Source organism: Allorhizobium ampelinum S4 (genome assembly GCF_000016285.1).
GTDB classification, from domain to species: domain Bacteria; phylum Pseudomonadota; class Alphaproteobacteria; order Rhizobiales; family Rhizobiaceae; genus Allorhizobium; species Allorhizobium ampelinum.
Genome location: NC_011981.1, coordinates 267,872 through 293,420, shown reverse-complemented (window position 1 = coordinate 293,420; position 25,549 = coordinate 267,872). Strand labels below are relative to the sequence as shown.

The 25,549-nt window shown below is 61.0% G+C and carries 13 protein-coding genes; 6 read left to right on the top strand and 7 right to left on the bottom strand.

All coding sequences use genetic code 11. The annotated features are described in order from the left end of the window. Positions 1-40: 40 nt before the first annotated feature. The 7 genes from AVI_RS26980 to AVI_RS26950 all read right to left on the bottom strand — a co-directional run bounded on the left by AVI_RS26980 (position 41) and on the right by AVI_RS26950 (position 17,055). Positions 41-388 (bottom strand): hypothetical protein, encoded by a 348-nt coding sequence (locus tag AVI_RS26980; RefSeq protein ID WP_041699766.1) that lies wholly within the window; start codon positions 386-388, stop codon positions 41-43. Between the two features lie 120 nt (positions 389-508). After that, positions 509-1,036, bottom strand: coding sequence for an Rrf2 family transcriptional regulator (locus AVI_RS26975; protein ID WP_234617830.1), 528 nt, complete (start codon positions 1,034-1,036; stop codon positions 509-511). 78 nt (positions 1,037-1,114) lie between these two features. Continuing rightward, positions 1,115-2,491, bottom strand: a complete 1,377-nt coding sequence (locus tag AVI_RS26970) for an MATE family efflux transporter (protein ID WP_015918429.1) — start codon at positions 2,489-2,491, stop codon at positions 1,115-1,117. Positions 2,492-2,494: 3 nt separating this feature from the next. Next, the gene (locus AVI_RS26965) at positions 2,495-9,040 is read right to left on the bottom strand and encodes a non-ribosomal peptide synthetase (RefSeq protein WP_041699764.1); all 6,546 of its coding nucleotides are present in this window, start codon (positions 9,038-9,040) and stop codon (positions 2,495-2,497) included. An 11-nt stretch (positions 9,041-9,051) separates the two neighbouring features. Beyond that, a complete protein-coding gene (locus AVI_RS26960; RefSeq protein WP_015918427.1) occupies positions 9,052-10,119 on the bottom strand; it encodes an LLM class flavin-dependent oxidoreductase in 1,068 nt (355 codons plus the stop codon). Between the two features lie 44 nt (positions 10,120-10,163). Further along, a complete protein-coding gene (locus AVI_RS26955) occupies positions 10,164-14,753 on the bottom strand; it encodes a type I polyketide synthase (protein WP_049777539.1) in 4,590 nt (1,529 codons plus the stop codon). A gap of 34 nt (positions 14,754-14,787) precedes the next feature. Then, positions 14,788-17,055 carry an AMP-binding protein gene (locus AVI_RS26950; protein WP_015918425.1) on the bottom strand — a complete coding sequence of 756 codons (2,268 nt, stop codon included), beginning with the start codon at positions 17,053-17,055 and terminating at the stop codon, positions 14,788-14,790. 325 nt (positions 17,056-17,380) lie between these two features. Here AVI_RS26950 and AVI_RS26945 point away from each other — a divergent pair, with 325 nt between their 5' ends. From AVI_RS26945 to AVI_RS26920, 6 genes are read left to right on the top strand one after another with little or no spacing between them, the layout of a single operon-like run. Then, positions 17,381-21,901 (top strand): non-ribosomal peptide synthetase, encoded by a 4,521-nt coding sequence (locus AVI_RS26945; RefSeq protein WP_015918424.1) that lies wholly within the window; start codon positions 17,381-17,383, stop codon positions 21,899-21,901. Further along, a complete protein-coding gene (locus tag AVI_RS26940; protein WP_234895218.1) occupies positions 21,894-22,772 on the top strand; it encodes a class I SAM-dependent DNA methyltransferase in 879 nt (292 codons plus the stop codon). Before AVI_RS26945 ends, AVI_RS26940 begins: the two co-directional genes overlap by 8 nt. Continuing rightward, complete coding sequence (locus AVI_RS26935) at positions 22,769-24,169, top strand: aspartate aminotransferase family protein (protein WP_015918422.1); 1,401 nt, start codon at positions 22,769-22,771, stop codon at positions 24,167-24,169. Before AVI_RS26940 ends, AVI_RS26935 begins: the two co-directional genes overlap by 4 nt. Continuing rightward, on the top strand, positions 24,166-24,393 hold the full coding sequence (locus AVI_RS26930) for an MbtH family protein (RefSeq protein ID WP_041699761.1): 228 nt from the start codon (positions 24,166-24,168) through the stop codon (positions 24,391-24,393). The genes AVI_RS26935 and AVI_RS26930 overlap by 4 nt, the downstream gene beginning before the upstream one ends. Before the next feature lie 12 nt (positions 24,394-24,405). Next, positions 24,406-24,984 (top strand): hypothetical protein, encoded by a 579-nt coding sequence (locus tag AVI_RS26925; RefSeq protein ID WP_015918421.1) that lies wholly within the window; start codon positions 24,406-24,408, stop codon positions 24,982-24,984. After that, the gene (locus AVI_RS26920; RefSeq protein WP_015918420.1) at positions 24,981-25,541 is read left to right on the top strand and encodes a hypothetical protein; all 561 of its coding nucleotides are present in this window, start codon (positions 24,981-24,983) and stop codon (positions 25,539-25,541) included. Before AVI_RS26925 ends, AVI_RS26920 begins: the two co-directional genes overlap by 4 nt. Positions 25,542-25,549: the final 8 nt, after the last annotated feature.

Genomic DNA, 25,549 nt, shown 5'->3' with positions numbered 1-25,549 from the left:
AGTTGGCTCACAGGGAAAATTATGCTGCGAATATAAGGAATTACGGCGTAGTTTGTGCGTTTTCACAACACGCACGTCGCTTAAGCAATGTGTTGGGGAGAGAGGGATGATGCATTTCACACGCGAAACCATGACCGTCCTTGCGGTCCTCACGGCCTGTGCGTGCAGACCCGGCCGTAAGCTTGCCTTCTGGGAACTGACCGAATTGCACAATGGCCCCACAGGAGAGGTCGTCAAAAGCATCTTGCTGTTGCTCCGGCATGAACTGTTGCACCGCGAGCCAGACGGCCGCGTGATGCTGGCCATCGATCCAGCCAGCGTCACACTGGGTGCCGTCCTGCGACTCACCCAACCCGATCTTCTCCAAGGTGATCAACACCGCAGCCATAGGCAGCAGAACGTATTCACGCTCGCCGTTGAAGCCGCATCAGTGAATTTCGTGCGAATGGCTGACAAGTTCACGCTCGCCGATCTCATCGCGGACCGCCCATCCGTTGCCTCAGGGCAATCAGGCGTCTGCTTCCAGAGTGTCGTCCACGGGGGACAGTTGGGGCGCGGGCAACAGCATCAGACGCTCGCGAACAGGGCGTGAGGTCACGAGGCTACACTCCAGACAAGCGATAGCGGAGCTATCGGGCGAGGCCACGAGGTCCGCGACAGTAAAGCGGTCGAGCAAACTGACAAGAAAGGACGAGGCTGCGGCAACGATGCCGTCAAGCAAGGGTTGGCCTTTGAGCGTGCCGGGCTCCGGTTCTTCCGCGTTGCCGTCCAGTTCCGGCTGGGTGATCCGCAGCACATCGGCGAGCTTGATGTCCTTGGCATCACGCGCAAGGCGCAGACCACCGCCCGGCCCGCGATCGCTGTTGAGAAAGCCGTTGCGGACCAGAAGAGCGACAACTTGATAGGCATGATCCCTCGTCGCGCCGACCTCTTGCGCCAGATGCTGGGCTGGGTATTTCGTCGATGGACTTTTCGCGCAGACCGTCAATATACCGATCGCTATTTCGGATTGCCGCTTCAGGCGCATGGATGACACTATCAAGGGAGTTACTCGTTCAGCCATAGTCGCATATTTGGCTGATGGTGACCATGGGCTTCATTGTGCAAAACAATATCAGGCAATGGCATTGCCCATCCATCCCCGCCCGTGCCAGCGCGAAAGCATGAAACCGGCCTTGAGTGTCTCTTCGATGATCAGCGCGTACCAGACACCTTCCACCCCATAGTCCGCCTGCACGCAAAACAGCCAGGCCAGCGGCAGGCCGAGCCCCCAGGTCAAGCCGATACTGACGAGGACCGGAATCCTGACATCGCCGACAGCCCTGAGCGAATGCAGCAACACTGTATTGAAGGCGAAGCCGGGCTGGATGAAGATCGTCAGCAGCAGCAGGTAGGTGGAAAGCGCCAGAACCTCACCGCCCTGCCCGAACAATCCGAGATATTGATCGGACATGAGCCAGAACAGCAGCGCGATTGTCGTCGTGACCAAGGTCGCCGCAAAGCTGGAGCGCAACGCCTGACGATAGGCGTCCTGCCGCCGACCTTCGCCCCAGCGATAGCCGACGAGCACCTCGTTTCCTTGGCTCACAGCCATAACGACAAGGATGAGGAACGTCATGGCCAGCATGACATAGGTACGGCTCAAGACACTTGAAACGCCGAAGCCCGCCACAAAGCCGAGCAGCACAAGCTGGTAAAAACCGTAGCCGATATAGTCCGAAACACTCGGAAAGGCGAGGACAAGCATGCGCCGCACGAGCGAAAGCCGCGCCCTGATCGGCCCAGAGGCGAAACGAAGACCAAGGGCGCAATAGACGGCAAGGCCGAACATCAGCGCCATTGCAATCCTTGAGCCGAGTGTTGCATAGGCCGCACCTGTCACCCCAAGCGGGGGGATTGGTCCGGCACCAAGCACAAGAACATAGGTCGCCCCAATGTAAATCACCGACAGAAACAAGCCGGTCATCACGATCACCCGGCTGCTGCCGAAAGCCCTCAGGCAGGCAATCGCAGCCGTGGCAAGCGCATTGAAGACCATGGCGGCGGCAGCGAGGACAAGATAAAGGCTTGCATCGTGAACGATTGATGCCGGGACATCGAGAATCCGCAAGGCCACCGGTCCACCCAGAAACAGCAGACCGCCTACCAAAAGGCCAAGGAGCGTATTGGTGAAGACCGCAAGCGTTGCGATCTGCCGCGCACCCTCCTCGTCACCACGCCCGAGACTGTGCGATATCAGGATGACAGCGCCGATCCCGACCATGCTCGAAATCTCGAAGACGACTTGGAGCACCTGCCGCACAATCGCCACGGCTGCTGCCGCATTGGCGGAATAAGCGCTCATGATCAGCATTTCCGACAGCATGACCAGAAAGGTCAGCAGCGAATGCACGAACATCGGCAGGCTAAGCCGGAAAAGCGACTTTGTCGTTCGCGCCGATGGCGGGCGGCGCGGCGGGGCCGCATCGCCAAGGGTTTCAACTGTCTGCATGCGTCAGGCACCTGTGCGTTCGGCCCGCAGGCCACGACGACCTGCAAGGCGATCGCGGCCCGTCTGGCGCAAGAGGGTTCGATCACCTCCAGACCACTGGCCTTCACGACCGGCTTGGAGCTGCGCGATATGGGCGGCCAGAGTTTCCAGTGTCGGAAACTGGAAAAAGGCCGTAATATCAATCGATACGCCAAAACGCTTGCCGATCACACCCTGCAAAGAGACAACAAGCAGCGAATGGCCGCCGCATTCAAAGAAATTGTCACCCGGATTGACGTGGTCGATTTTAAGCGCCTCTCGCCAGATGGCGGCAAGCGTTGCAGCGGGCTCGCCAGAGATCGGCAGGTGCGTTTGCCGCTGTGCCGGTTTTGGCCGGCAGGCCGGAAGTGCGCGACGATCAACCTTGCCGTTTGGCGTCAGCGGGAAGGCATCAAGCGCGACATAGGCCGATGGCAGCATGTAGAGCGGCAGGCTACCTGCCACATGCGGTCCAAGCTCCGCGCTTGCATCGCCGACAAATGGCTCTCGCCAACGCAGATAGGCGATGAGCTGTTTGCCAGCGCCGCCATCCTCGACAAGCACTGCCGCTTCAGCAACGCGAGGATGGGCCGCAAGCCGTGCCTCGACCTCCCCGAGTTCGATTCGGTAGCCGCGCAGCTTCACCTGATTGTCGATCCGTCCGAGAAAATCGAGCGCGCCATTCTCCGCCAAGCGCACGAGGTCGCCAGTGCGGTAAAGATGGTAGCCGTCCTGCGGACCACGCCGGAAAGGGTTGGGGATGAACCTGTCTGCCGTCAGGCCGGGTTTGCCCCAGTAGCCCGGGCTCAATCCCGCACCGCCGATGTGCAATTCTCCCGGCGTGCCCGGTGGTACGGGTTCCCCGCGCCGGTCGAGAACATAGAGTTGGGTATTCTGAATGGGGCCTGCAACCGTGACGCTATGACCATTGAGGTCTTCACGCCGCACCTCAGTGGCCGCAGACCAGATGGTTGTCTCGGTTGGACCGTAAAGATTCCACAGGCAATCGCCCCGATCCAGCAACTCCGCCGCAAGAAGGCTGTCCAGCGCCTCGCCGCCGCACAGCATACGAAGCTCCTGAGAGCCGCGCCACCCCGCCTCGATCAGCATGCGCCACCCGGCGGGCGTTGCCTGCATGACACTCGGCTGCACACGATCCACGAGCGCGGCAAGACGCCGACCGTCGCGGGCAATGGCGCTGTCCGCAAGCAGCACTGTTGCGCCTTGCGAAAGAGGCGCGAACAATTCCAGCCCCGCAATGTCGAAGCCAATCGTGGTCAGCGCCAGCAGGCGGTCGTCCGCGCCAATCCCCGGCCTGTCGGCCATGGACTCGATGAAATTGGCAAGCGCACCATGGGTGATTGCCACGCCCTTGGGCTGGCCGGTGCTGCCGCTGGTATAAAGAATGTAGGCGAGATCATCGGCCTGCACCGCAGCAGGTTCGAAGGATGCCTGCGCACAACCGAATGCCTCAGTCGGGTCCAGCACCGGAACATCTTGCGGTATAACCGCCCGCTCACTGTCCCCAAGATCCGTCAGGACCAGTGCTGCACCAGAATCGGCCAGCATGTAGGCAATGCGCTCTGCCGGATAGTCGGGATCAATTGGCAGATAGGCAGCACCCGACCGCATGACGGCCAGCAGTGAGGGCAGCAATGCGCTTCCACGCCGTAGATAGACCGCAACGACCGCGCCCCGGCCAATGCCTTGCTGGTAAAGACGAAGGGCAAGAGCCTCCGCATAACCTGCGAGATCGCCATAGGACATGGTGCTATCGCGGCCCTCACCCACCTGAACGACGGCGGCTTTGCCCGGTTCTTCTTTCGCCCGTGCGATGATCTGGTCATGCACGGCAGCACATGGCTGCGTCTGCGGACCTCGGCCCGTCTGGAGCAGGATGTCTCGCTCATCGGGCTTAAGCATCTCAATTGTGCCAAGGCATGCCCGTGGATCATCGGCGATGGATGAGAGCAAAGTCTCGTAATGCCGCAGCAGACGATCAGCTTTGGTGGACGACAGACGTGACGGGTCTGCGGCAAGCGCAATCTCTATCTCGGCACCGGGAAAGATCCGGAGCGACAACGGGTAATGCGTGCGCTCATAGCTGCCGGGATCGCTGAGGGTGAGCGTGTGCGTTCCTTCCGCAAAGGCCGCCTGCATCGAAAGCGGCAGGTTCTCGATGATCAGCAATGTGTCGAAAAGCGGTTGATCGGCGGTCTTGCCAGCCCAGCGCTGGATATCGGCAAGCGCTGCATGCCCGTGCTTTTCCCGCTGGCGATGCGCAGACTGGAGGCCTTGAAGCCATTCGGCCACCCTCTCCTCCGGTCGTGTCCGGGCACGAAACGGCACCGTGTTGAGGAACAGGCCAATCATTCGGTCTGCATCTGGCAGGTCAGGCGGGCGGCCCGACAAAACCGTTCCGAAGATCACATCATCCTCGGCCCCATAGCGCGATAGAAGCAGCGCCCAGGCCCCCTGTAGCACGGTCGCCAGCGTCAGCCGCTCCCGCCGCGCCATGGCGGCAAGCCGCGTTGCGAGACTGGCGTCAAGGCTGCGCCGGATCTCGATAATGGCCTCCTGTGCCGCCTCGCCAATTTTTGTCTCTCCCAAAAATCCGCCTTGCGGCAGATCGGCAAGAGCGTGCGACCAATAGGCTTGTGCAGCCGTGATATCCTGCCGGTCGCGCCACGCGACGTATTGGCGATAAGACGGGGGAGGCGCTGGCAGGCTTTCGCCTGCATAAGCCTTCAACATTTCACCGACCAAGAGCGAGCCGCACCAGCCGTCCATCAACAGGTGGTGGAAACTCCAGACGAAGCGATGGCGGCCGGGACCGAGCCGGATCAGCGCAAACCGCAAAAGGGGTGCAGCATCCAGCGTAAAGCCACGACGGCGATCCGCCTCCAGCCATGCCGCAAAGGCTGTCTCCTGCCCTGCCGCGTCTTCGCCCGACCAGTCCGCTTCGCGCCATTCCGGCACAACATCCTCGGCAATGACCATGATGGGCCGCTCGACATCCGTCCAGCGGCAGGCACCGCGCAAGACCTCGTGGCGGGCGATCACCCTCCCCCACGCCGATTTGAAGGCATCGGCATCCAACGTGCCTTCCAGCACGCACCAGCATTGCTCGATATAGGTCCCTGAGGCTGGGGCCATCAGACTGTGGAACAGCATGCCCGCCTGCACTGGCGTCATCTCGAAGCTGGGTCCGCTTTCGGCAACCTCAATTGCCTGAACCTCAATCGTATGGACCGCGCTTTCGGCAACGGCTGCGATTGCCTGTGCCGCGATTGTCTGCAACTCGAAAATCTGGGTCGGTTCGAGCTTCAGCCCCTTGGCTTGCGCCTTCGCAACGATCTGAACCCCGATAATGGAGTCACCACCGAGATCGAAGAAATTATCCTCGATGCCGATATCTTCCCGCCGCAGCACGGCCTTCCATATTTCCAGTAGCGTCGCCTCGATGGCATTGCGGGCTGGAATTGGCTCCGCGCGCGTTGTGGAAAGCTGGGGGATCGGAAGCTGCTTGCGATCCACCTTGCCATTCGGATTGAGCGGAAACTCCTCCAGAATCACAAAGGCGGTCGGAACCATGTAGCGCGGCAATTGCGCGGACAGCGACTGGCGCAGCTTGCGCTCAATCTCGCCATCGTTCGTTGTCGGCCAATCGCGAACGAGCACATAGGCAATCAGCCGTTCGTTTTCGGCGTCGAGCGTGACGATGGCCTGCTCAACAACGCTTTCGCGCAGCAGCTTGTCCTCGATCTCACCGATCTCGATGCGGTAGCCGCGCAGCTTGACCTGAAAATCCGTGCGGCCGATAAATTCGATCTCGCTATTTGCCAGACGAACAACCGCATCGCCGGTGCGATAGAGCCTAAGCGCAGGGCTGTTTTCATCATAGAACGGGTTCGGCACGAAACGGGCGGCAGTAAGAGCCGGGCGGTTCCAGTAACCGGGGCTGAGGCACGGCCCGCCGATATAGAGTTCGCCGCCAATGCCGCGCGGCAAGGGCTGCATATAGGCGTCGAGAACGTGAAGGTGGGTATTGTCGAGCAGGCCACCAACGGGAACCTTGCCGCTTTCCGCGTGGGCGTGGGTGACCTTCAGCGCGCTTGCCCAGATTGTCGCCTCTGTCGGCCCATAGACGTTCCATAGCTCTTTCGTACGGTCGATCAGCTTGCGGGCAAGCGGTGCATCCAGTGCCTCGCCGCCGCAAAGGGCTATCAGATGCGGCAATCCCTCCCAGCCGCTGTCGATCAACATGCGCCAATAGGCGGGTGTTGCCTGCAAATGTGAGATGCGATCGGTCACAAGCACATCGGCAAGCCGCTGTGGCGCAAGCAGCAGGTCTTGGCCGTAAAGCACGGTGGTCGCGCCGACGCTGAGCGGCAGGAGCATTTCCAGAATGGAAATGTCGAAGGTGGGCGTGGTGATTGCCAAAAGCCGATCACCGGGCGCAAGCCCCGGCGAGACGGCCATAGAGCGCAGGTGATTGAGCAGGCTTGCATGGGCAATCGGCACGCCGTTCGGTCGGCCCGTACTGCCGCTGGTGTAGAGAAGATAGGCAATGCGCGCGGGATCAGAGGGCGGCAGCGCGGCAGGGGTCTCGCTCACCGGCAGCGGGCGGGTCGGATCAAGGGAGCGCTGGGCCGGATAGAGATCGGCCCTGTCCGTCAATACGAGACTGACACCGGAATCCTCAAGCATATAGGCAACCCGGTCCGCTGGATGATCGGGATCGAGCGGAACATAGACGGCACCCGCTTTCAGAATGGCGAGGAAAGCAATGACGGATTGCCCCCTGCCCGGCAGCGAAACGGCAACCCTATCGCCGGGGTGAACCGAAAGGCCGACGAGCGTGTCAGTAAGTGCGTCCACATCTTTCTGTAATTCGCCATAGGTCCAACTTTGGCCCTTGCTTTCCAGTGCAATGGCATCGGGTTGGTGCCGGGCAACGTGCGCAATGGCATCGTGCATGGTGATGTCAGGCACGGGCCGCGCGGTTGGCGTTCCAAGTGCAACCACAGTTGCATGCTCTTCCTTTGATAGATAGGCAAGCCTTGGCAGCAGAGCATTGGGAGATTGCAGGATGGAGCCGAGCAAAACCTCGAAATGGGCGGCCATGCGCTCGATCCGCCAGGCATCAAAGATCGCCACGCGATATTCGATGTTCAGCAGATAGCCGGATTCCCGCTCCATCACATACCAGCTGAGATCGACCTTTGTTTCACTCAGCCGTGCTGGCTGTTGGCGAACAATGAGACCATCGATGCCGAAATCGATCTGCTCGGCATTCTGTGCGCGGTAGTCTTGCGACTGCAACTGGAACATAACCTGCGAAAGCGGGCTCTGCCGTTGGTCGCGGCTCATGCCAAGTGCCTCAGCAATCAGCGGAAAGGGAAATGCCTGATGGTCGAGCGCGTCCGAGAAGCGCTCCTGAACCGCCCCGACCCACTGCGAAAACGTCATGCGCGGGTCGAGTTGCGCGCGCAGCACCAATGTGTTGGTAAACAGCCCAATCAGCCCTGCGGCATCCGGATTGTCCCGTCCGGCAACGGGCACGCAGACCGACAGGTCACGCTCGCCACTGTAGCGATGAAGCAGCAGCGAAAAGGCCGCAGCCATCACCACAAAAGGCGTGGTTCCAAGCTGGCTGGCGAGCGATGCGACCTGCGACGACACCGAGACGGGAATAACCCGTGTCACGGTGGCCGCCGTCATGTCAACGCTGCTGCTGCGGGATCGGTCGCTTGGCAATTCCAGCGGCTTGAGATCGGCGAGGGTTTGTTTCCAGTAGTCGCGGTCTCGTCCGCAATCCCGGCGCTGAAGCCATGCGTGTTGATCGAGAACCAGATCCCCAAAATCACGCGTGATGTGCGAAAGCGCGGGCGCAGCACCCATACGATAGGCGCGGTAGCAGGCCGTCAGCTCGCGCATCAGCACACCGCGTGACCAGCCATCCGCAACGATGTGATGGAGGGTGATCGCCAGCAGGTGCTCGCTCTCATGCTGCCGGAAGAGATGTGCCCTGATCAGCGGTGCCTTTGAGAGATCGAAAGGCTCAGTCGCAACAGCCAGCGCCAGCGCCTCACCATCCTCGCCTGTCGCTTCCAGATCGGTAAAGCCCAGAGCAAAAGCATGGTCTGGATGAACCTCCTGCCACGGCTCGCCCGCCTCGACGGGAAAGGCGGTTCTGAGCGGCGCATGCCGGGAGACAATCGTTGCAAGGCTGCGCTCAAGGGCTGCGCGATCAAGCGGCCCCTCAAACCGCCAGCGATAGGCGACGTGATAAGCAGAACTCTCGGGATAGAGGCTCTGCTGGAGCCAGAAATGCTTCTGGCCGGGTGTCAGCGGCAAGCGGGCGGGGCGCGTTGACACCCTTGACGTCTCTTGTGGCGTCTCTTCCGGGGCCACCCGTTCCCAGGCGATCCCACGGGCTTCGAGCTGGCGGCGGAAAGCCTCGCGCTCAGCAGGACTGAGCGCCGCAACGCGGGCGCGCAGCGCCAGAATCGGATCGGCAGAGTTCACGGGCAGTCTCCCTATACGACTTGCGCGATTGTCGGCTGCGGTGCATGCTGGCGCGCAAGCCGCGCGAGATGCGGCAGACCGCCCATGACAAGATCGTAATCCTGCACGAAATCGATCAGGCAGGCGATTTCATCAATGCCCGCCGCACCCAGCGCTTCCACTGTCTCTGCGGTGCTTTCCGGCGTGCCGATCAGAGAGCGGCCCTTGATGAAGCCCTCAACTCCGAACTCGATCAGGCTGTCGAGATCGTCCCGGCTGAAATTCTCGAGCGCGATATCAAGACCCATGCTGCGCGCCAGCCCTTCGAGCAGATGATAATGGGTTCTGAGATAATCGCTGAAGGGGCCTTTTACATTGGCCTTCACGGTCTCGACATCGCCGCCGAGATAGGTGTGCACCATAATGCTCACGGTGCCCGCAGCCGGATCAAAACCGTTCTTTTCCAGCGACCGGCGGTAGGCGGCGATCTTGGGTGTCAGGCTTTCCAATGTCTCGCCGAGCAATGCCGTCAGCACATTGATGCCGCGACGGCCCGCTTCCACAAAGGTCTCCATGGACTGGCACGCCACCCAAAAAGGCACGCGCGGCTGCACTGGACGCGGCAGCGTCTTTGCCTCCACAGTGTTGCCTTCCGCATCTTCAAAGGTCAGCGTCTCGCCAGCAAGCAGCTTGGTAACCTGATCAAAGCTGCGCCACATCAGGCTGCGGCGGCTGCCGTGCGGCTCACGCGATAGTACGAATTCGTTGCGCGTCCAGCCCGACGCAATCGCGACACCCACACGGCCTTGCGAGAGATTGTCCACAACGGCAATTTCTTCCGCAACGCGCACGGGATGATGGAGCGGCAGAACAATGCTGCCGGAGCGCAATTGCACCCGCTTCGTCACCATGGCAAGTGCTGCATGGATCATCGACGGATTGGGATAGAGGCCGCCGAAGGCATGGAAATGGCGCTCTGGCACCCAGAGCGCGCTCAGGCCATTGTCATCGGCAAACCGTGCGCTGTCCATCAGCAGCCGATAGCTGTCACCGTTCGTAGCAGAGCCATCGCCATCGAAATAAAACAGGCTGAATTTCATCGTCGTCATTCCTTTACGTATTGCTGATGGAAGGCAGGTGACAGTCAGGCTTCCTTGCGGAGCGCCTCTGCCTCAATGTCGTCCAGAAGGGCGGCAAGCTCTGCCTGTTCTTTCCGTGCGGCCTCAAGGCGCTCACGGATGACGGCCGCGATGCCCCCGACAGTGGGCGCATCAAACAGCAGGGCGCGCATGGGCAACTCGATTGAGAATTGCTTGCGCAACCGCGTCACGACCTGCACGGCAAGCAGGGAATGCCCACCAAGCTCGAAGAAATTGTCATCGATTCCAACACGGGAAATGCCAAGGAGTTCCCCGATAACAGCCGCCACATCGGTCTCGATGGGATCACGCGGGGCGATGAACGCTGCCTGCACACGCTCGCGCCCGATGTTCTCCTGCTGATCTACAGCCACACCGGCCCTTGGTTCCTGCCGCGCTGCGGCCATGCGATGGCGCAGATCAACCGGCGTCACGGCAAGCCGGGAGACCTGTGGCTGGGCAAGAACCGCCCGGGTTGCCCGCCAGACCTCGTCGGCGTCAATCGCGTCGTTAAGAAAGCCTGTTGCCTCCTCTCGCGTGGTGCCAAAAGGAAGGCATGTATCCCACGCGATTGCCTGCCAGACCGGACGATGTGCGCCGCGCCGTGCATCAACAAAGGCATCAAGAAAGCTATTGGCCCCTGCATAGGCGGCAAGCCCCGCACCGCCCACCAGCGTTGAGAGGGAGGACTGAACGAGGACGAAATCGGGGGTGTGATCGGCAAGCGCCGCTGACAGAGCGTTCAAGCCATCAACCTTAGTTGCAAACAGTGCAGCATTGCGCTCGACTGTGGCCTCTGTGAGCGGGCAGTGATAAACCTCGCCCATAGCCGCCGTCTGGAAAGCCCCACGGATCGGGCCAAATGGTGCGCCAAGCGAGTTGAGGCATGTGGCAAGCCAAGCAGGGTCAGCGAGATCACCGCTGAACAGCACGTAATCCTCGCCCGGTGTGCCAATGCCGCGCAAAGCCCGGATCAATGCGCTCACCGGATGCTTCGGCCCGTGCGAGGCAAGCCAGTGTTCCCAATCCGCAGCATTCGGAAGCCCGCTTGGTCCAACAAGGACAACCTTCGCGCCCAGTGTTTGAACCAGCGACCTAGCATAAACGAGAGCGAGACCGTCGAGGAGATCGCCTGCGATGAGGTAGGTGGCCCCCGCCGTGAGAGCCGGAACATCGGCTGGCTCCGGCAGGCACGTCGGCACGTGGCTCTCAACCCAGCAATAGCCATTGCGCAGCGCCATCACGGTTCTATCGTCACGCCAAGGGCGTGATAGCGCCTCAGCGAGGCCGGGCACAATGGCACCTTCTGCCGATGGAAAATCGATGCTTCGGCAGGAGATGCCCGGAATTTCCTGCGACAAGACGCGGAGCATGCCAAGCACTTTGGCCGCCTGCGCATCAACAACCTCTGCGCCAGTCACAGCATGCAGGCCGCATGCCAGAACAGTCAGAAGCGGCGGGCGGCTCTCGGTTGTGGTCAGGGCTTTCGCGAGCGCAAAACTGCTGGCGAAAGCTGTGTCCGGGGCAGCGTTGGCATCAAGGGAGAAGCCATTGACAATCTGGGTCAGTGTTGCACCGTTGGCGGCAAGATCAGCAAGAACTGCGCTGTAGTGCTGTGGGTCAGCGGAGTCGATGTGATACGTGCCCCCGGCATTTTCATAGGCTATGCCAGACCGTACCCGTGTGACCTTGATCTGATCCGAAACCGGACCGATCGCGGCGACAGTCTCTTCGCCGCCAAGAATCAACCAATGCTCGTGACCGCTCGTTGTGAGATGCTCAATGGGCGCACGTTGCCAGACCGGCTGGTAAAGCCAGTCCTCGATTGATGGTTGCCGGGCCGCTTCGTCGGGCATGGATTCGGTTGGTGCAATCCGCGCAATCGCGTAGGAACTGCGCTGAAAAGGGTAGGTTGGAAGTGGCACGCGGCGGCGCGGGCCTGCATCTTTTTCGGCAACAAGTTCGACATCAATGCCCGCGATCCAAAGCTCCGCCAATGCCAGCAGCGCGTGGTCGCAGGCGTCGAGCAGCGCCTTCGCATCGGGCAGCGAGGTGGCAACGCGAAGCTGAGCCTTTCCTTGCTGGCGTGCAAGCCGGGTGAGTGTGGAGCCGGGTCCGACTTCGAGAAGAAACGGGGCCGGCAATTCAAGCACCCGCGCAAGGCAGGGGCCAAACAGAACGGTTTGGCGCAGATGGGCCACCCAATAGGCTGGGTCGGTCGCCTCCTGTGCCGTCAGCCAATCGCCCGTCAGGTTCGAGACAATGTCAATCTGCGGCGGGTTGAGCGTCACCGTGCCGAGCACCTGCGCAAACGCTTCAAGCGCAGGCTCCATCATGAAGCTGTGAAAGGCATGGGAGGTCTTGAGGTCTTGCCTGCCGATACCGCTGCGATCAAACCGGGCCGCGAGTTCGGCAATTGCCTCTGCCGTGCCCGCCAGAACCGTGCTGCGCGGACCGTTGACGGCAGCAAGGTCCACGTCTGGCGAAAGCGATGCGCGCGCCTCTTGTTCTGAGAGCATAACGGAGAGCATGGCACCGGGCGGGCAGGCCTGCATCAGCCGCCCACGGGCAACAATCAGCGTCACCGCATCTTGCAGCGAGAAGACCCCGGCAAGGCAGGCCGCAACATATTCCCCGAGACTGTGACCGACCATGGCCCGTGGCTTGATGCCCTTGGCAAGCCACATCTGCGCCAGCGCATACTCGATTGCGAAAAGTGCTGGCTGCGTTATCTCTGTGCGGGAAAGTTGCTCTGTCGTTGTGCCATCGCCAAAGATGATGGCCGCAAGGTCAAGTTCCTGCGGCATCAAGCGCAGGCAGGCATCGAAGGCGGTGCGGAATGTTGCATTCGTCTCGTACAGCGCCCGCGCCATTCCCGGATATTGTGCTCCCTGTCCGGGAAACAGCAGGATCAAACTTGCATCGCCAGCCAGCGGCTCACCCGCGACACAATGGGGGCCTTCTCCGCTGCGGATGATCTGCGCGGCAGCGTCTCTGTCCTTTGCGAGGGCGACAAAGCGATGCTCCATCGTCCGACGGCCCTGCCGGAGGGTATAGGCAATATCGGCAAGCTTTGCTCCATCATCGGTGCCAAGATGATCGGCCACAGCGCTTCGCATCGCCGCCAGCGCTTCGGGCGTCTTGGCCGAGAGTGGCAAGAGATAAGGCCCAGTGGTGTCCGCTTCGCTATCCCGAACCGGCGGCTCTTCAATGATCACATGCGCATTCATCCCGCCCATGCCAAAGGCGCTTATGGCCGCGCGACGCTTGCGCAGCTCTGTCACCGGCCAAGGCCGCTGCTGCGCCACGATGTCGAAAGGACTCGCCGCCAGATCAAGGGCCGGGTTCGCGCTGGTAAAATTGATGCTGGCGGGCAGGATCTGGTGCTTCAGCGCAAGAATGGTCTTGATCAGCCCTCCCATTCCGGCGGCCACATCCATATGTCCGAGATTGCCCTTTACAGAACCAAGACCGCAGCGGCGGCCCTGCTGTTTCAGCGTATCGCCATACACACTGGACAGGGCGCGGATTTCGATGGGATCGCCGAGGGTCGTGGCGGTTCCGTGTGCTTCGACATAGTCCACCTCAGAGGCGTCAAGGCGGGCGTCGGCAAGGGCTGCCTGAAGCACCGCCGTTTGCCCGGCAACGCTGGGCGCTGTTAACCCGACTTTGGCGGAACCGTCATTGCCGATGGCCGAGCCGCTGAGAACAGCATGAATTGTATCGCCGTCAGCAATCGCGTCGCTCAGCCGTTTGAGAACGAGGACGCCGACGCCATTGGTGAACACGGTGCCCTTGGCATTGGCGTCAAACGGACGGCATGCCCCGTCCGGGGAGGCGATGCCTTCGCTCTTGTAGAGATAGCCTTCCGGGCGCGGTTGGCCGATGGCGATGGCACCCGCCAGCGCCATATCCGCCTCACGCGCTAACAGGCCGCGTGCCGCGAGATGAAGCGCCACGAGCGCCGTGGCACAAGTCGCCTGAACGCCTACGGTTGGCCCGGTGAGATCAAGGTGATAGGCGACACGCGAAGCAATCATGCCAAGCACATTGCCAAGGCCCGCATGGATCGGGTCCGTTGCCTCCCTGAGCTGCGGATTGGCCTGTATCTGGCTGAAATGATAGTTGAGCGCGCCACCGGCAAAGACGCCGATACGCCCGGCATAGGTGGCGCTGTTATAGCCCGCATGGTCGAGTGCATTCGCTGCGCATTCGAGGAAGACACGATGTTGTGGATCCAGCAATTCCGCATCGCGCGGCGAATAGCCGAAGAAACCGGCATCGAAAGCCGTTGGATCGTCGAAGCCACCCCAGACGCGGACATAATCCGGCCGGGCCGCCATCGTGGGATCGACGCCAGCCTCTTGCAATTCGTGATCCGTGACAGAGCGAAGGCCGCTTTGACCTTGCTCCAAAAGATCCCAGAACGCATCGATATCATCGGCACCGGGAAAGCGCCCGGCCATGCCGACGATTGCCACGCGCTCGTCCTTCTCCCTTTGCGCCGCCTCCAGACGCGCGCGCGCATCTTTTAAAATCGAGAGGATCTCATCCTGGTCAACCATGTCCGGGGTCGGGGTTTCAACGTCAGTCATAGGGTTTCTCTCGTTCAAATTGCGGATGCTGTGCTCAGCGAAGCAATGCCTTCAGGGCAGCAAGTTCCGAGGTAATAGCGGAGCTGGCGACAGAGGCAGACCCAGATGCTAACGCGGGCGGGGTCTGAGCCACAGGCCCATTGCTCTGGAGCTTTACGTCCTGAAGAGGCACGGTCTCCGATTGATCGTCTTCGATGAGGCCGTAGAGATGGTCCGAAAGGGCCAGGATGGTGGGATGTTCGAAAATCAGTGTTGGCCGGACCGGCACGCCGAGTTCCCGCTCAACCGTAGCGCCGATATTGACGAGCGCCACAGAGTCGAGACCAAGATCGAAGAAACCAGCGGAATTTCCGGGCAAATCCCCTTCGCCCAGCCGGGCAAGCATAGCCACTTCCTGCCGCAGCAGATGCCGCAGTGCTTCCTTGCGAAGAGCTTTGGGCACCTCCAGAAGCTGGTCACGCCAGCTTCGTTGCTCGGCAATTGCCGGGGCATTGAGCACGCTCTGCGGCTTTGCATCCCAGCGGGCAACGATGCGCAGATCCCCCGTCACGATCCCCTGTCGGCAAGCGAAGCGGCGGACTTTTCCACTCGGCGTGCGTGGCAGACTGCTCGGCCGCAGCAGCGCAATGACGGCGGCCCTGACATTGTGATTGCGCGAGACGGCACCGCGCACGGCACGGATGACGTCATCACCATCAAGATCGCGCAGGCCCTCGCGGGTCAGCTCACAGACCACGCCCAATTGCTCCTCGCCATCGACCTCGATGGCAAAGACCCCTGCCCGGCCTTGTGCAAGCGCCGGATGGCTGGAGAAAACGGATTGCTCAATATCTTCCGGGTGATGGTTCTGCCCGCGGATGATCACCAGGTCTTTCAGCCGACCAGTGATGTAGAGCTGCCCATTGCGGCGAAAGCCCAGATCACCGGTCCGGCGCCAACCACGCGATCCATCCAGCACCTGATCAAAGGTCTCTGCGTTCAGTTTAGCGCGGCCCCAATAGCCGGGGGTCACGTTCGGACCCCGAATCCAGATCTCGCCGACCGTGCCATCATCCACACGCAGGCCCGCCTCGGGATCGACAAGCGCAAGGTCAAGCCCCTCGGCAGGGCGACCGCAGGCGGCAAGGGCGAGCTTATCATGCTCGTCGCCATCATCCGCTTCGACCGCAGCCCCGGTTTCGACAAGCGCCTTGCGGCTGACGGACAGGATCAGCGGTGGATCGTCGGGACTGTTACCCGTCTGGAACAGCGTGGCTTCTGCCTGCCCGTAGCAACAATAAAAGGCCCTACTATGGAAACCGTGGGGCGCAAAGGCGGCGGTGAAGCGCTCTAGCGTCTTCGGGCGGATCGGTTCGGCCCCGTTATAGGCGATTCGGACGTTGGAGAGATCAAGTCCGGCGGCCGCCTCCGGCGCATATTTATCGACGCAGTGCTCGTAGGAAAAATTCGGGCCGCCAATGACGGTGGCGCGAACATGGCTTGCCAGCTCCAGAAAGCGCAGAGGCCTGCGCAGGAACGAGGCAGGCGCCATCAGCGCCACTGGAAAGCCGTTGAACACCGGCGACAGGATGCCGTCGATCAGCCCCATATCGTGATAGTGCGGCAGCCAGCAGGCGGATATGTCGGATGGGTCGTATTCGAAGGCAGTGCTGATCTGCCGCAGATTGGCCATCAGGTTGCCATGCGTGACCATGACCCCCTTCGGATCGCTCGTCGAACCCGACGTATATTGCAAGAAAGCGACATGCTTTGCCTCCGGCGCATGGAATGGCCTGCCGTCATCTTCAAAGACGACCGGGCGCGCCGGATCGGCTGCTTTAGGGGCGAGCGCAAAGCCATGTCCGACTGCCCGTTGAAGGGGGCGAAGCCCGTCCAGAAGGTCGTCGGCACAGAGAATTCCGGAGATCCCGGCATCCTGCGCGATATGCAGCCAGCGATTGATTCCATCAGCACGCCGCGGGGCCGGAACGGGCACGGGAACAGTGCCTGCGTAAAGGCATCCAAGGAAAGCGGCGATGAAGCTAAGGCCCGGCGGATAGACCACGAGAATACGTGCGCCGGGGATGACAAGTCCTGTCTGCGCAATCTCTTGACCAACACGCCGCGCCCGATCGCGAAGCATGCGCCAGGTCCAGGAATCCGGCCTCGCCTGCGCCGCAGCGACCGCGTCATCATGAAAGAAGCGCATGGCCACATCATCCTCCATATCCCGAGCACGATGCTCAAGCATATGAATTATAGATATAAAATCCACTGAACTTTCCGAGGTTCGTTGCGTCCAGGACGTATCGTTCACTGCCATCCACCCCTTGCTGAAGAGCGCCGCGGAAAATCCGCCCGTCGCCGACCCATGCTCTTGTCTCTTTCAAAAAGGACACTCAGCCGCTTGAAATTTCGGTGATGGCAATCTGTGGTCGCCATCGAATTGGCACTTGCATATAATTCTTGAATATCTTAGTCAACAATATAAACAGCAGCTCAACGCCTCCATAATCGAAATTCACAATCCAATCTGAGGTTGTAATGACGTTCAAAATAGTCCCGGGCAAAGGCATCTCCAAGATGGTCGTTTCCACACATAAACTGTGTGTGCAACAGGTCCGGTGCGCTCTGGTGGAGGCATGCCGATGACCGCTCCCGAAACGGTGGAAGCGCTGCTGTCGCGCCTGTCGGAAAAAGGCATCCGCATCACATGCGTCGATGGGCGGCTGCGACTTTCCGGCTGCGAGAGCGTGCTCACGCAGGACATCACCGACGCGATCCGCGCCCGCAAGGCGGAGATCATTGCGAATCTTTCCCTGGACGTCGCTTATCAAGACGCGACACATAGCGAGACAATCCCGGCCCGTCATGCGGACAGGCCGCCGCTTTCCTTTGCCCAGCAGCGCTTGTGGTTTGTGGAACAGATGATGCCGGAGGCTGGCCTTCACCACATATCGCTGGCTGTTGAGGCCCACGGCAGCATCGATCTTTCCGCATTGCAGGCAGCGCTTCAGGCCGTCGCAGAGCGCCACGCCATCCTGCGCACCCGCATCAATATGCGGGATGGCATGCCCTCTCAACGCATCATCGCCGACAGTGATATTCCGCTGCAATTGATCGACCGACAGGGTGATATGCCGGATGAGGCGGAAATCGACCGGATACGGCAAGAGGAAGCGCGGCGGCCATTTGATCTGGCCTTTGAGTCGCCCCTCCGTCTCACGGCAATCCGCCTTGGCCCCGAGCGAACCCTTTTGCTGCTGACGCTGCACCACATTGCCGGGGACGGTTGGTCGATGGATGTGCTGCTTGGCGATCTCTCCGCGATCTATCAGGCCAAGGTGTCGGGCGTTGAGCTTGATCTGCCAGCGCTTCCCATCCAATACGGCGACTTCGCCGCATGGCAGCGCGACCATCTGGCAGGCCCGGCGCTTGAGCGGTCTTTAGCGTTCTGGACAGATCATCTGGAAGCTCCGCTTCCCGCCACGCAATTGCCGGGGGATTTCACCCGGCCACCTGTTCAGGCCAATGCCGGAGCCTTGCATTCCATCGCCTTCGATGCGGCCACGACGGCCCGGCTGAAAGCGCTTGCGAAAGCAGAAGGTGCCACCCTGTTCGCCACGCTGTTTACGGCCTTCAACACCCTCGTCTATCGCTATACCGGGCAAAGGGATCTGGTGATTGGCACGCCCGTCGCCAACCGTCGTCACCGGGAAACGGAAGGGTTGATCGGCCTCTTCGTCAATCCGCTGCCGGTGCGCACAAGGCTTCATCCCGCAGCGAGCTTTCGCGAGACGCTGCGCCAAAGCCAAGCGACCCTCTGGTCGGTGCTTGACCACCAAGACCTGCCTTTTGAGCAATTGGTGGAAGCACTGAAGCCGGAGCGCGATCCGAGCGTCCATCCGCTTTTCCAATTGAAGTTCCAGCTCGATGCTCAGCCTTCGCAAAGGGTCGGACTTTCGGGCCTCGCGCTGACCCGCCTGCCACGACACGATGGTGTTGCGAAACTCGATCTCAGCCTTAACCTGATCGATGCCGGAAACACGATCCATGGCACTTTCGAATATGACACAGCGCTTTTCCGCTCTGAGACAATCGCCTCCCTCGCCGCCCATTTCGGTGTGCTGATCGAAGCAATTGCCATTGAGCCGGACACGGCCCTTGCCATTCTTCCCTTGCTCGGAACCGAGGAGCGTCAGCGCCAGATCGTCGGCTGGAATGCAACGGCGAAACCTTTTGATGAGAAGGCCTTTTTCCACACGGTGTTCGAGGCCCACGCCGCCCGCAAACCAGACGCGATTGCGCTTGTTCATGTCAGTGATGGCAAGCGACGCACCCTGACCTATGACGCCCTCAACCGACGCGCCAACCAGATCGCGCACCACCTGCGCGGTCTGGGTGCGGGTCCAGAGACCATCGTTGCCATCGCGCTTGAGCGCGGTTTCGATATGATTGCCGCTTGGCTCGGCGTGCTCAAGTCTGGCGCTGCCTATCTGCCGCTGGATCCGGCCTATCCGCCGGAACGCCTCGCCATGATGCTCTCAGATTCGCAAGCCCGCTTGGTTTTGACCGAAAGCCGCCGGACATTGCCGGAGACGGTAACCCGCATTGATCTCGATACCGATTGGCCACGGGATGCGGCGACGGGCAATCCTGATCTCGTCAATCGGCCCGATCACCTTGCCTATATCATCTACACCTCAGGATCGACCGGGCGGCCAAAAGGCGTGCTCGTCGAGCACAGGGGCCTCGTCAACCTGACGCAACACAAGATCCGTATTGGCGGGGTGAAGCCGGGCGATTGTGTGCTCCAGTTCTTCTCCTTCTCGTTTGATGCCTCGATTCCAGAACTCGTCATGGCGCTTGGCGCAGGCGCGTCATTGCTGCTGCTGCCCGCCAGCGACCTTCTGCCCGGACCAGCGCTTGCCGAACACATGAAAACGCAAGCCGTAACACATGTGACAATGACACCCTCCGCGCTCATCGCGCTGCCATCGGGCGATTATCCAGCACTGCGCATGGTGCTAACCGGCGGCGAAGCCCCGACGCCCGAATTGATCGAACGTTGGGGAACGGGGCGGCTGTTCATCAACGCCTATGGCCCGACGGAAACAACGGTCAATGCGAGCATGGTCCCCTGCGGCAACGGTCATCCCATTGAGGCAACCTTGCTGCCCGCTGCCAACAAGCAACTCTATGTGCTCGACGCCAATCTGGAGCCGGTTCCGGTCGGTCAACCGGGCGAACTGCATATCGGCGGGCTTGGCATTGCCCGGGGCTATCACGGTCGCCCGGCACTGACAGCCGAGCGCTTCGTGCCCGATCCATTTTCCGCGACGGGCGGCGTGCTCTATCGAACAGGCGACCGTGCCTGCCAACGGGCGGATGGCCGCATCCGGGTGCTTGGCCGCCTCGACGATCAGGTGAAAATCCGTGGCTATCGCATCGAGCCGGGTGAAATCGAGGCCATGGTGCTGACGCATCCCACCATAGTGGCTGCGGCAGTCGTGATCCACGAGATTGATGGTGAAAAGCGCGTCATTGCCTACGGCGTCGCCAAGGAGGCAACCACCATCAGCGCCGTGGACATGAAGGCATTCCTCGCCGCACATCTGCCCCGCTACCTCGTGCCGGACGCCTTCGTCTGGCTTGATCGCTTGCCACTCACCGTCAATGGAAAGATCGACACAAAAGCACTTCCGCTTCTGGATCTGACACCACAGGCTGGCCGTCCGCCGCAAGGAGAGACGGAAAACGCAATCGCGGCAATTTTCGCGCAAGTGCTCGGATGCCCGCCTGTCTCGGCCACTGATGATTTCTTCGTAATCGGCGGTCACTCGCTGCTGGCCACGCGGCTATCGGCCCTTGCCAAATCGGCGTTCGGCCTCGACATCGCCATTATCGATCTCTTCGAGGCCCCGACGGTCGAAGCACTGGCGGCAAGGATAAGCAACCGAAACCACAGCCTGATGACGGAAGAGGAGATGTGCCGGGCCGATACCGAGCTTGATGCGGCCATCCGCATTCCGGCACAGATTGTGTCTACTCATCCTTTGAGCCATGTGTTTCTCACTGGAGCGACAGGCTTTCTGGGCGCTTACCTGCTCAGCGAACTGCTCAAGGACAAGTCTCGCACGGTCTCCTGCCTCGTCCGGGGCGTGACCGGGGCGGATCGCCTGCGCCAATCGCTTCAATCCTACGGTCTGTGGCGGGATGACCTTGCTGAACGCATCAGGCCGCTGCCGGGCGATCTCTCACAGCAAAAATTCGGGCTTTCCGATGCCGTCTACACGGCACTTGGTGAAAGCATAGACGCCATCATCCACAATGGCGCGGAGGTTCATCATCTGCATCCCTATCAACGCCTTCGCGCTCCCAATGTCGGCGGCACGGTCGAGGCGATCCGGCTGGCGGCGGTGGGCCGAGGACGGCCCTTGCATCTTATTTCCTCGCTCAGCGCCCTGACACGCCGAGGAGCCGGGGAAACGATAGGCGAAAGCGCCGTGATCGGGGACTTCCCCTTGCCTGCTGGCGGATACAACCAGACCAAGTGGGTTGCGGAGCATCTTGCGCAAGCCGCCAAAGAGCGTGGTCTCCCGGTGACAATCTACCGCCCCGGCGCGATTTCGGGCGATAGCCGCACCGGCACTTTCAACAAAGCCGACATCCTGTGCCGGCTCATGCAGGGCTATCTGCGCTCAGGGCTTGCGCCAGAGGGTGACACCCCGCTGGAAATGCTGCCGGTGGACACGGTCGCGCACGCGATCATTGCCCTTGCGGACGAACCCTCATCGATTGGCCAAACCTTCCATCTGGTCCATTCGTCGCCCGTCTCCTCCGCGCTGCTGTTTGAGGCGGCAGCGGCCGAAGGGCTCCATTTGCAACGCATTCCCCGGCTGGAATGGCGTGCCGAGCTTGATCGCATTGCGCGGGAAGAGACCGATCATCCGCTTTACCCGCTGATGGGTCTTTTCGAACAAAAGCCAGCCAGTTCATCGCAGGGCACAATCCGCACCGTTGAGCGCCGTGAAACGCATCGCGCGCTGGCGCTCGCATCGATTGTCGAGCCAGCGCTCGACCTTCGCCTTTTTCGCTCCTATCTGCGCGCCTTCATTCTCTCTGGCGCGCTCAACCCTTCCAAAGAAAATGAGCAGAGATATGCTTGAACAAGCAAGCAAATACGATCACTGGGCGTGGCTCTATAACCGCACGCTTGGGCCCCGCTACGGCGCATATAAGATCGGTCCGATCGAGCGTGTGGTGCTGCCCCATGTGCCAGCTGGTGGTGCTATTCTGGATCTGTGCTGCGGCACCGGCCAGCTCGCGGCGGCTCTCTCGGAGCGCGGTTTTAACGTGATTGGCCTCGACGGCTCCGCCGACATGCTGCGCTATGCGCGCGAAAACGCCCCGTCGGTGACCTTCACGGAGGGCGATGCCTGCAATTTCACCTTCGACACGCCCTTTGATGCCGTTTTGTGCACCAGCGCCTCGCTCAATCACATGCAAAGCCTCAACGATCTGGTCTTTGTGTTTTCGAGCGTCAGCCGCGCATTGAAGCCGGGCGGCATTTTCGTGTTCGACGTCAACCATCCGGCCCAGATGTCGCGCTATTGGCGCGGCCATCCAACGGAGGGCGAGATCAACACCGACTTCGCGTGGCTGATTACACCGCAATATGACTCGGCAGCAAACCGGGGTGCCTTCACCGTCGATATCTACCGTCGTCCCGATGCGCATCCCGTTTCCATGCTGGATCGGCTGTTCGTCCGGTTAGCTCAGTTCCGGCGTATCCGCCTCGCACTCCTCTCCCGCTTCAGCCGCTTGCGGCCGCATTGGGAGCATCATTCGGTTGTCAACCGAATCTGGGGTCACAATCTCGACGCCATGTCACGCGCGCTGCATGAAAGCGGCTTTTCCGTCGAATTGCGCAGCACGCAAGGCGGGCCGGTCGATGACAGCCATGCCGCCTATTTCTTCTGCCGGAAAGCGCCCACTGCCGAAAAGCAGGCAGAGACCGCAAAGGAAACCGCCCTATGAATGCGTTGACGAGCAATCCGACGCCCGCCCAAGCGGCAGCCGCCATCATAGCCGCTTTCAATATGAAGACGGAAAAGTCGAAGGTGGCAAGTGCGCAAAACCGGCGCGTGCTCTCTGATAAATCGGCAATCGGCGTTCCCTTCTCGCTGATGGCCAAGGAGGCACTCTACCCGATTGTGGTAGACCGGGCGGAGGGAACAGTACTGCATGATATCGACGGCAATCGCTATATCGATGTGCTGATGGGGATGGGCATCAACCTCTTTGGTCACAATCCGCCCTTTATCCGTGACGCGATTGAGGCACAGCTTGCCAAGGGCTTTGCGCTTGGGCCGCAATCTGATCTGGCAGGCGAGACCGCAGCGCTCTTCTGCAAGCTGACGGGCAAGGAAAGAGTAACCTTCACCAATACCGGCACCGAAGCCGTGATGACCGCGCTGCGGCTGGCGCGGGCGGCGACCGGGCGGCACAAAATTGCGATGTTCATCGGCTCCTATCACGGCCATTCGGATCAGGTTCTGAACCGCATTGCCGCCCCCGATGACGAGCGCACCGTTCCCGCCTTTCCCGGCATTTCGCCTGCAACGGCGGAGGATGTGGTGTTGCTCCCCTATAACGACCCGCGCGCACTGGACATCTTGGAGCGGGATGGCGAAACCTTTGCCGCCGTGCTGGTTGAGCCGGTGCAAAGTCGCAATATCGACGTCCAGCCCCGCGCCTTTCTGCATGCGCTGCGTGATGTGACGCAGCGGACGGGTGCTGTCCTCATTTTCGACGAGATGATCAGCGGCTTTCGCGTCGCACCCGGCGGCGCGCAGCAACATTTCGAAGTCGAGGCGGATCTGGCGACCTATGGCAAGATTGCTGGCGGCGGACTGCCGCTGGCGTTGATTGCGGGCAGCAATCGGTTGATGAACCATATCGACGGTGGCCCCTGGTCTTTCGGGGATGAGTCTGTTCCCCCAGCCCAACCGACCTTTTTTGCCGGAACCTATTGCCGCCACCCCTTGGCGCTTGCAGCCGCGCGCGCAGCCGCGACGTACATGCTCCAGCAAGGCAGGTCTCTTCAGGATGACCTCAACGCACGCACGCGCAGCCTTGTCGAGCGCCTCAATGTCTCGCTTGCGGCAGCGCGGCTGCCCGTTGTCTTCACCCAGTTCGGCTCCTTCTTCTCGATTGCGGTCAACCGCAGCCGCATTCCGCCGCTTGCACTGGGATTGCTGTCGCTCGAACTGCTCACCGCTGGCATTCATCTGCGCAGCGGCGACAAGGGCGGCTTCCTTTCCACCGCCCATTCGGATGGCGACATCACAGCCATCCACGATGCCTTCCTGAACGGCCTGCAATCGCTTGCAGGTTTCGGCCTCATCCCCCTCTCCGACGGAACAACGCCATGAGCAACCAGGACCAAACCATTGACTTTCCGCACCGCGTCGTCATCAGCGACGAGGAGCGATACTCGATCTGGCCGACCTACAAGCCCATCCCCCTTGGCTGGCGCGATGGCGGCTTCGAGGGGTCGAAACAAGCCTGCCTCGACCACATTGCTGCGGTCTGGACCGACATGCGCCCGCTTTCACTCCGTCGCCAGATGGACGGCGACACGTCCGTCAACCGATAAGGAGGTGCAGCCTTGAGCCAGTATCAACGCGCCCTCGACCCGGATGCCGCGCGCGAGGAGAGCCTTGCTGTCGAAAGTCCGGTTCGCGGCCAGATCACACTGAAAGAGGTCAAGGCATCCGGTCCGATGGAGGCACCGGCCGATGATGGCTGGCTCGACCTGCCACTTCCTGACGGGTTGCCCGCTGAAACGCCGCTCAGCGAGATCGAGAAACGCCGCATGCATGGCGTGCTTTCCGGCCTGCTTGAGGCGATTAAGCTTGACCATCCGCAGAGCACCGCACAGTTGGACGCGCTGCTGACTGATCTGGGCAAGGCGGCAGGCGAAAGGCCGGAAATCGAAACGGCGGGGCTGCCGCTCACGCCCTTTCAGGCAACGGATTATGATCGCTATTTCCGCGTCAACCGTCAGTCTGCGGAAGAACCCGCTGTCGCCATGGTGCGGAGCCTCATTCAGACGGTGCGCGCCGTCACGCAGCTCTTTGCCCGCAGCCCAGAACTTCCCGTGGTCCACGTCCGTCACCAGATGGAAGGCTTTGAAAGCCACGCGCATCTGCTTGCCCGGACCTTCGGTTTGGAGCCGCTTCGATGATCGCCCTCAGCCCTCCCTCTCCCTATGCGATCTGGCGGGAGTTTCACTGGGCATTCTTCCTGAACGTTCAGGGGCTCATCGTTTCGCTGCGCCGGTTCCAGCTGTCGGTGGAGCGCGGTCAGCTGACGTCTGCCGAACAGGAGCTTAATACCGCCTCGACACTGCTTGTCTCCTCGGCTGCGTCCATGGAACTCGCCGCGAGTTTTCCGAAAGACGTCTATGAGGCGACTGTGCGCACCTCCATGACCCAGCCGCATGTGGAATCGGACGATTTTAGCGGCCTGATGTCGTGGGATCATGCCGTCCTGATCAGCGTCTGGCGGGATCTGCGCCCAATCTTTGAAACGCTTCCGGACGAACTCGCAAGCGCCCATTCCGCGTTTATTGCGGCCTATAAATATCTCGCTGAAAGCCATACGGGCGTCTGCTCGCGCTTCGTGGACAGCGGAAGCCTGCGGTTTGAGGATCGCAATGCTGTCGATACGCTGCGCCGTTTTGAGCGCGGACGGCTCGGCCTCATCGATCCCAAGGGCAAAGGTTGCCCGTTTCATTCCTGAGCGTACCA

Excerpts from the sequence above, each read along its gene's own strand:
- AVI_RS26980 (WP_041699766.1), bottom strand. The coding sequence starts at position 388 with ATGGCTGCGGTGTTGATCACCTTGGAGAAGATCGGGTTGGGTGAGTCG.
- AVI_RS26970 (WP_015918429.1), bottom strand. The coding sequence starts at position 2,491 with ATGCAGACAGTTGAAACCCTTGGCGATGCGGCCCCGCCGCGCCGCCCG.
- AVI_RS26960 (WP_015918427.1), bottom strand. The coding sequence starts at position 10,119 with ATGAAATTCAGCCTGTTTTATTTCGATGGCGATGGCTCTGCTACGAAC.
- AVI_RS26955 (WP_049777539.1), bottom strand. The coding sequence starts at position 14,753 with ATGACTGACGTTGAAACCCCGACCCCGGACATGGTTGACCAGGATGAG.
- AVI_RS26950 (WP_015918425.1), bottom strand. The coding sequence starts at position 17,055 with ATGGCAGTGAACGATACGTCCTGGACGCAACGAACCTCGGAAAGTTCA.
- AVI_RS26945 (WP_015918424.1), top strand. The coding sequence starts at position 17,381 with ATGACCGCTCCCGAAACGGTGGAAGCGCTGCTGTCGCGCCTGTCGGAA.
- AVI_RS26940 (WP_234895218.1), top strand. The coding sequence starts at position 21,894 with ATGCTTGAACAAGCAAGCAAATACGATCACTGGGCGTGGCTCTATAAC.
- AVI_RS26935 (WP_015918422.1), top strand. The coding sequence starts at position 22,769 with ATGAATGCGTTGACGAGCAATCCGACGCCCGCCCAAGCGGCAGCCGCC.
- AVI_RS26930 (WP_041699761.1), top strand. The coding sequence starts at position 24,166 with ATGAGCAACCAGGACCAAACCATTGACTTTCCGCACCGCGTCGTCATC.
- AVI_RS26920 (WP_015918420.1), top strand. The coding sequence starts at position 24,981 with ATGATCGCCCTCAGCCCTCCCTCTCCCTATGCGATCTGGCGGGAGTTT.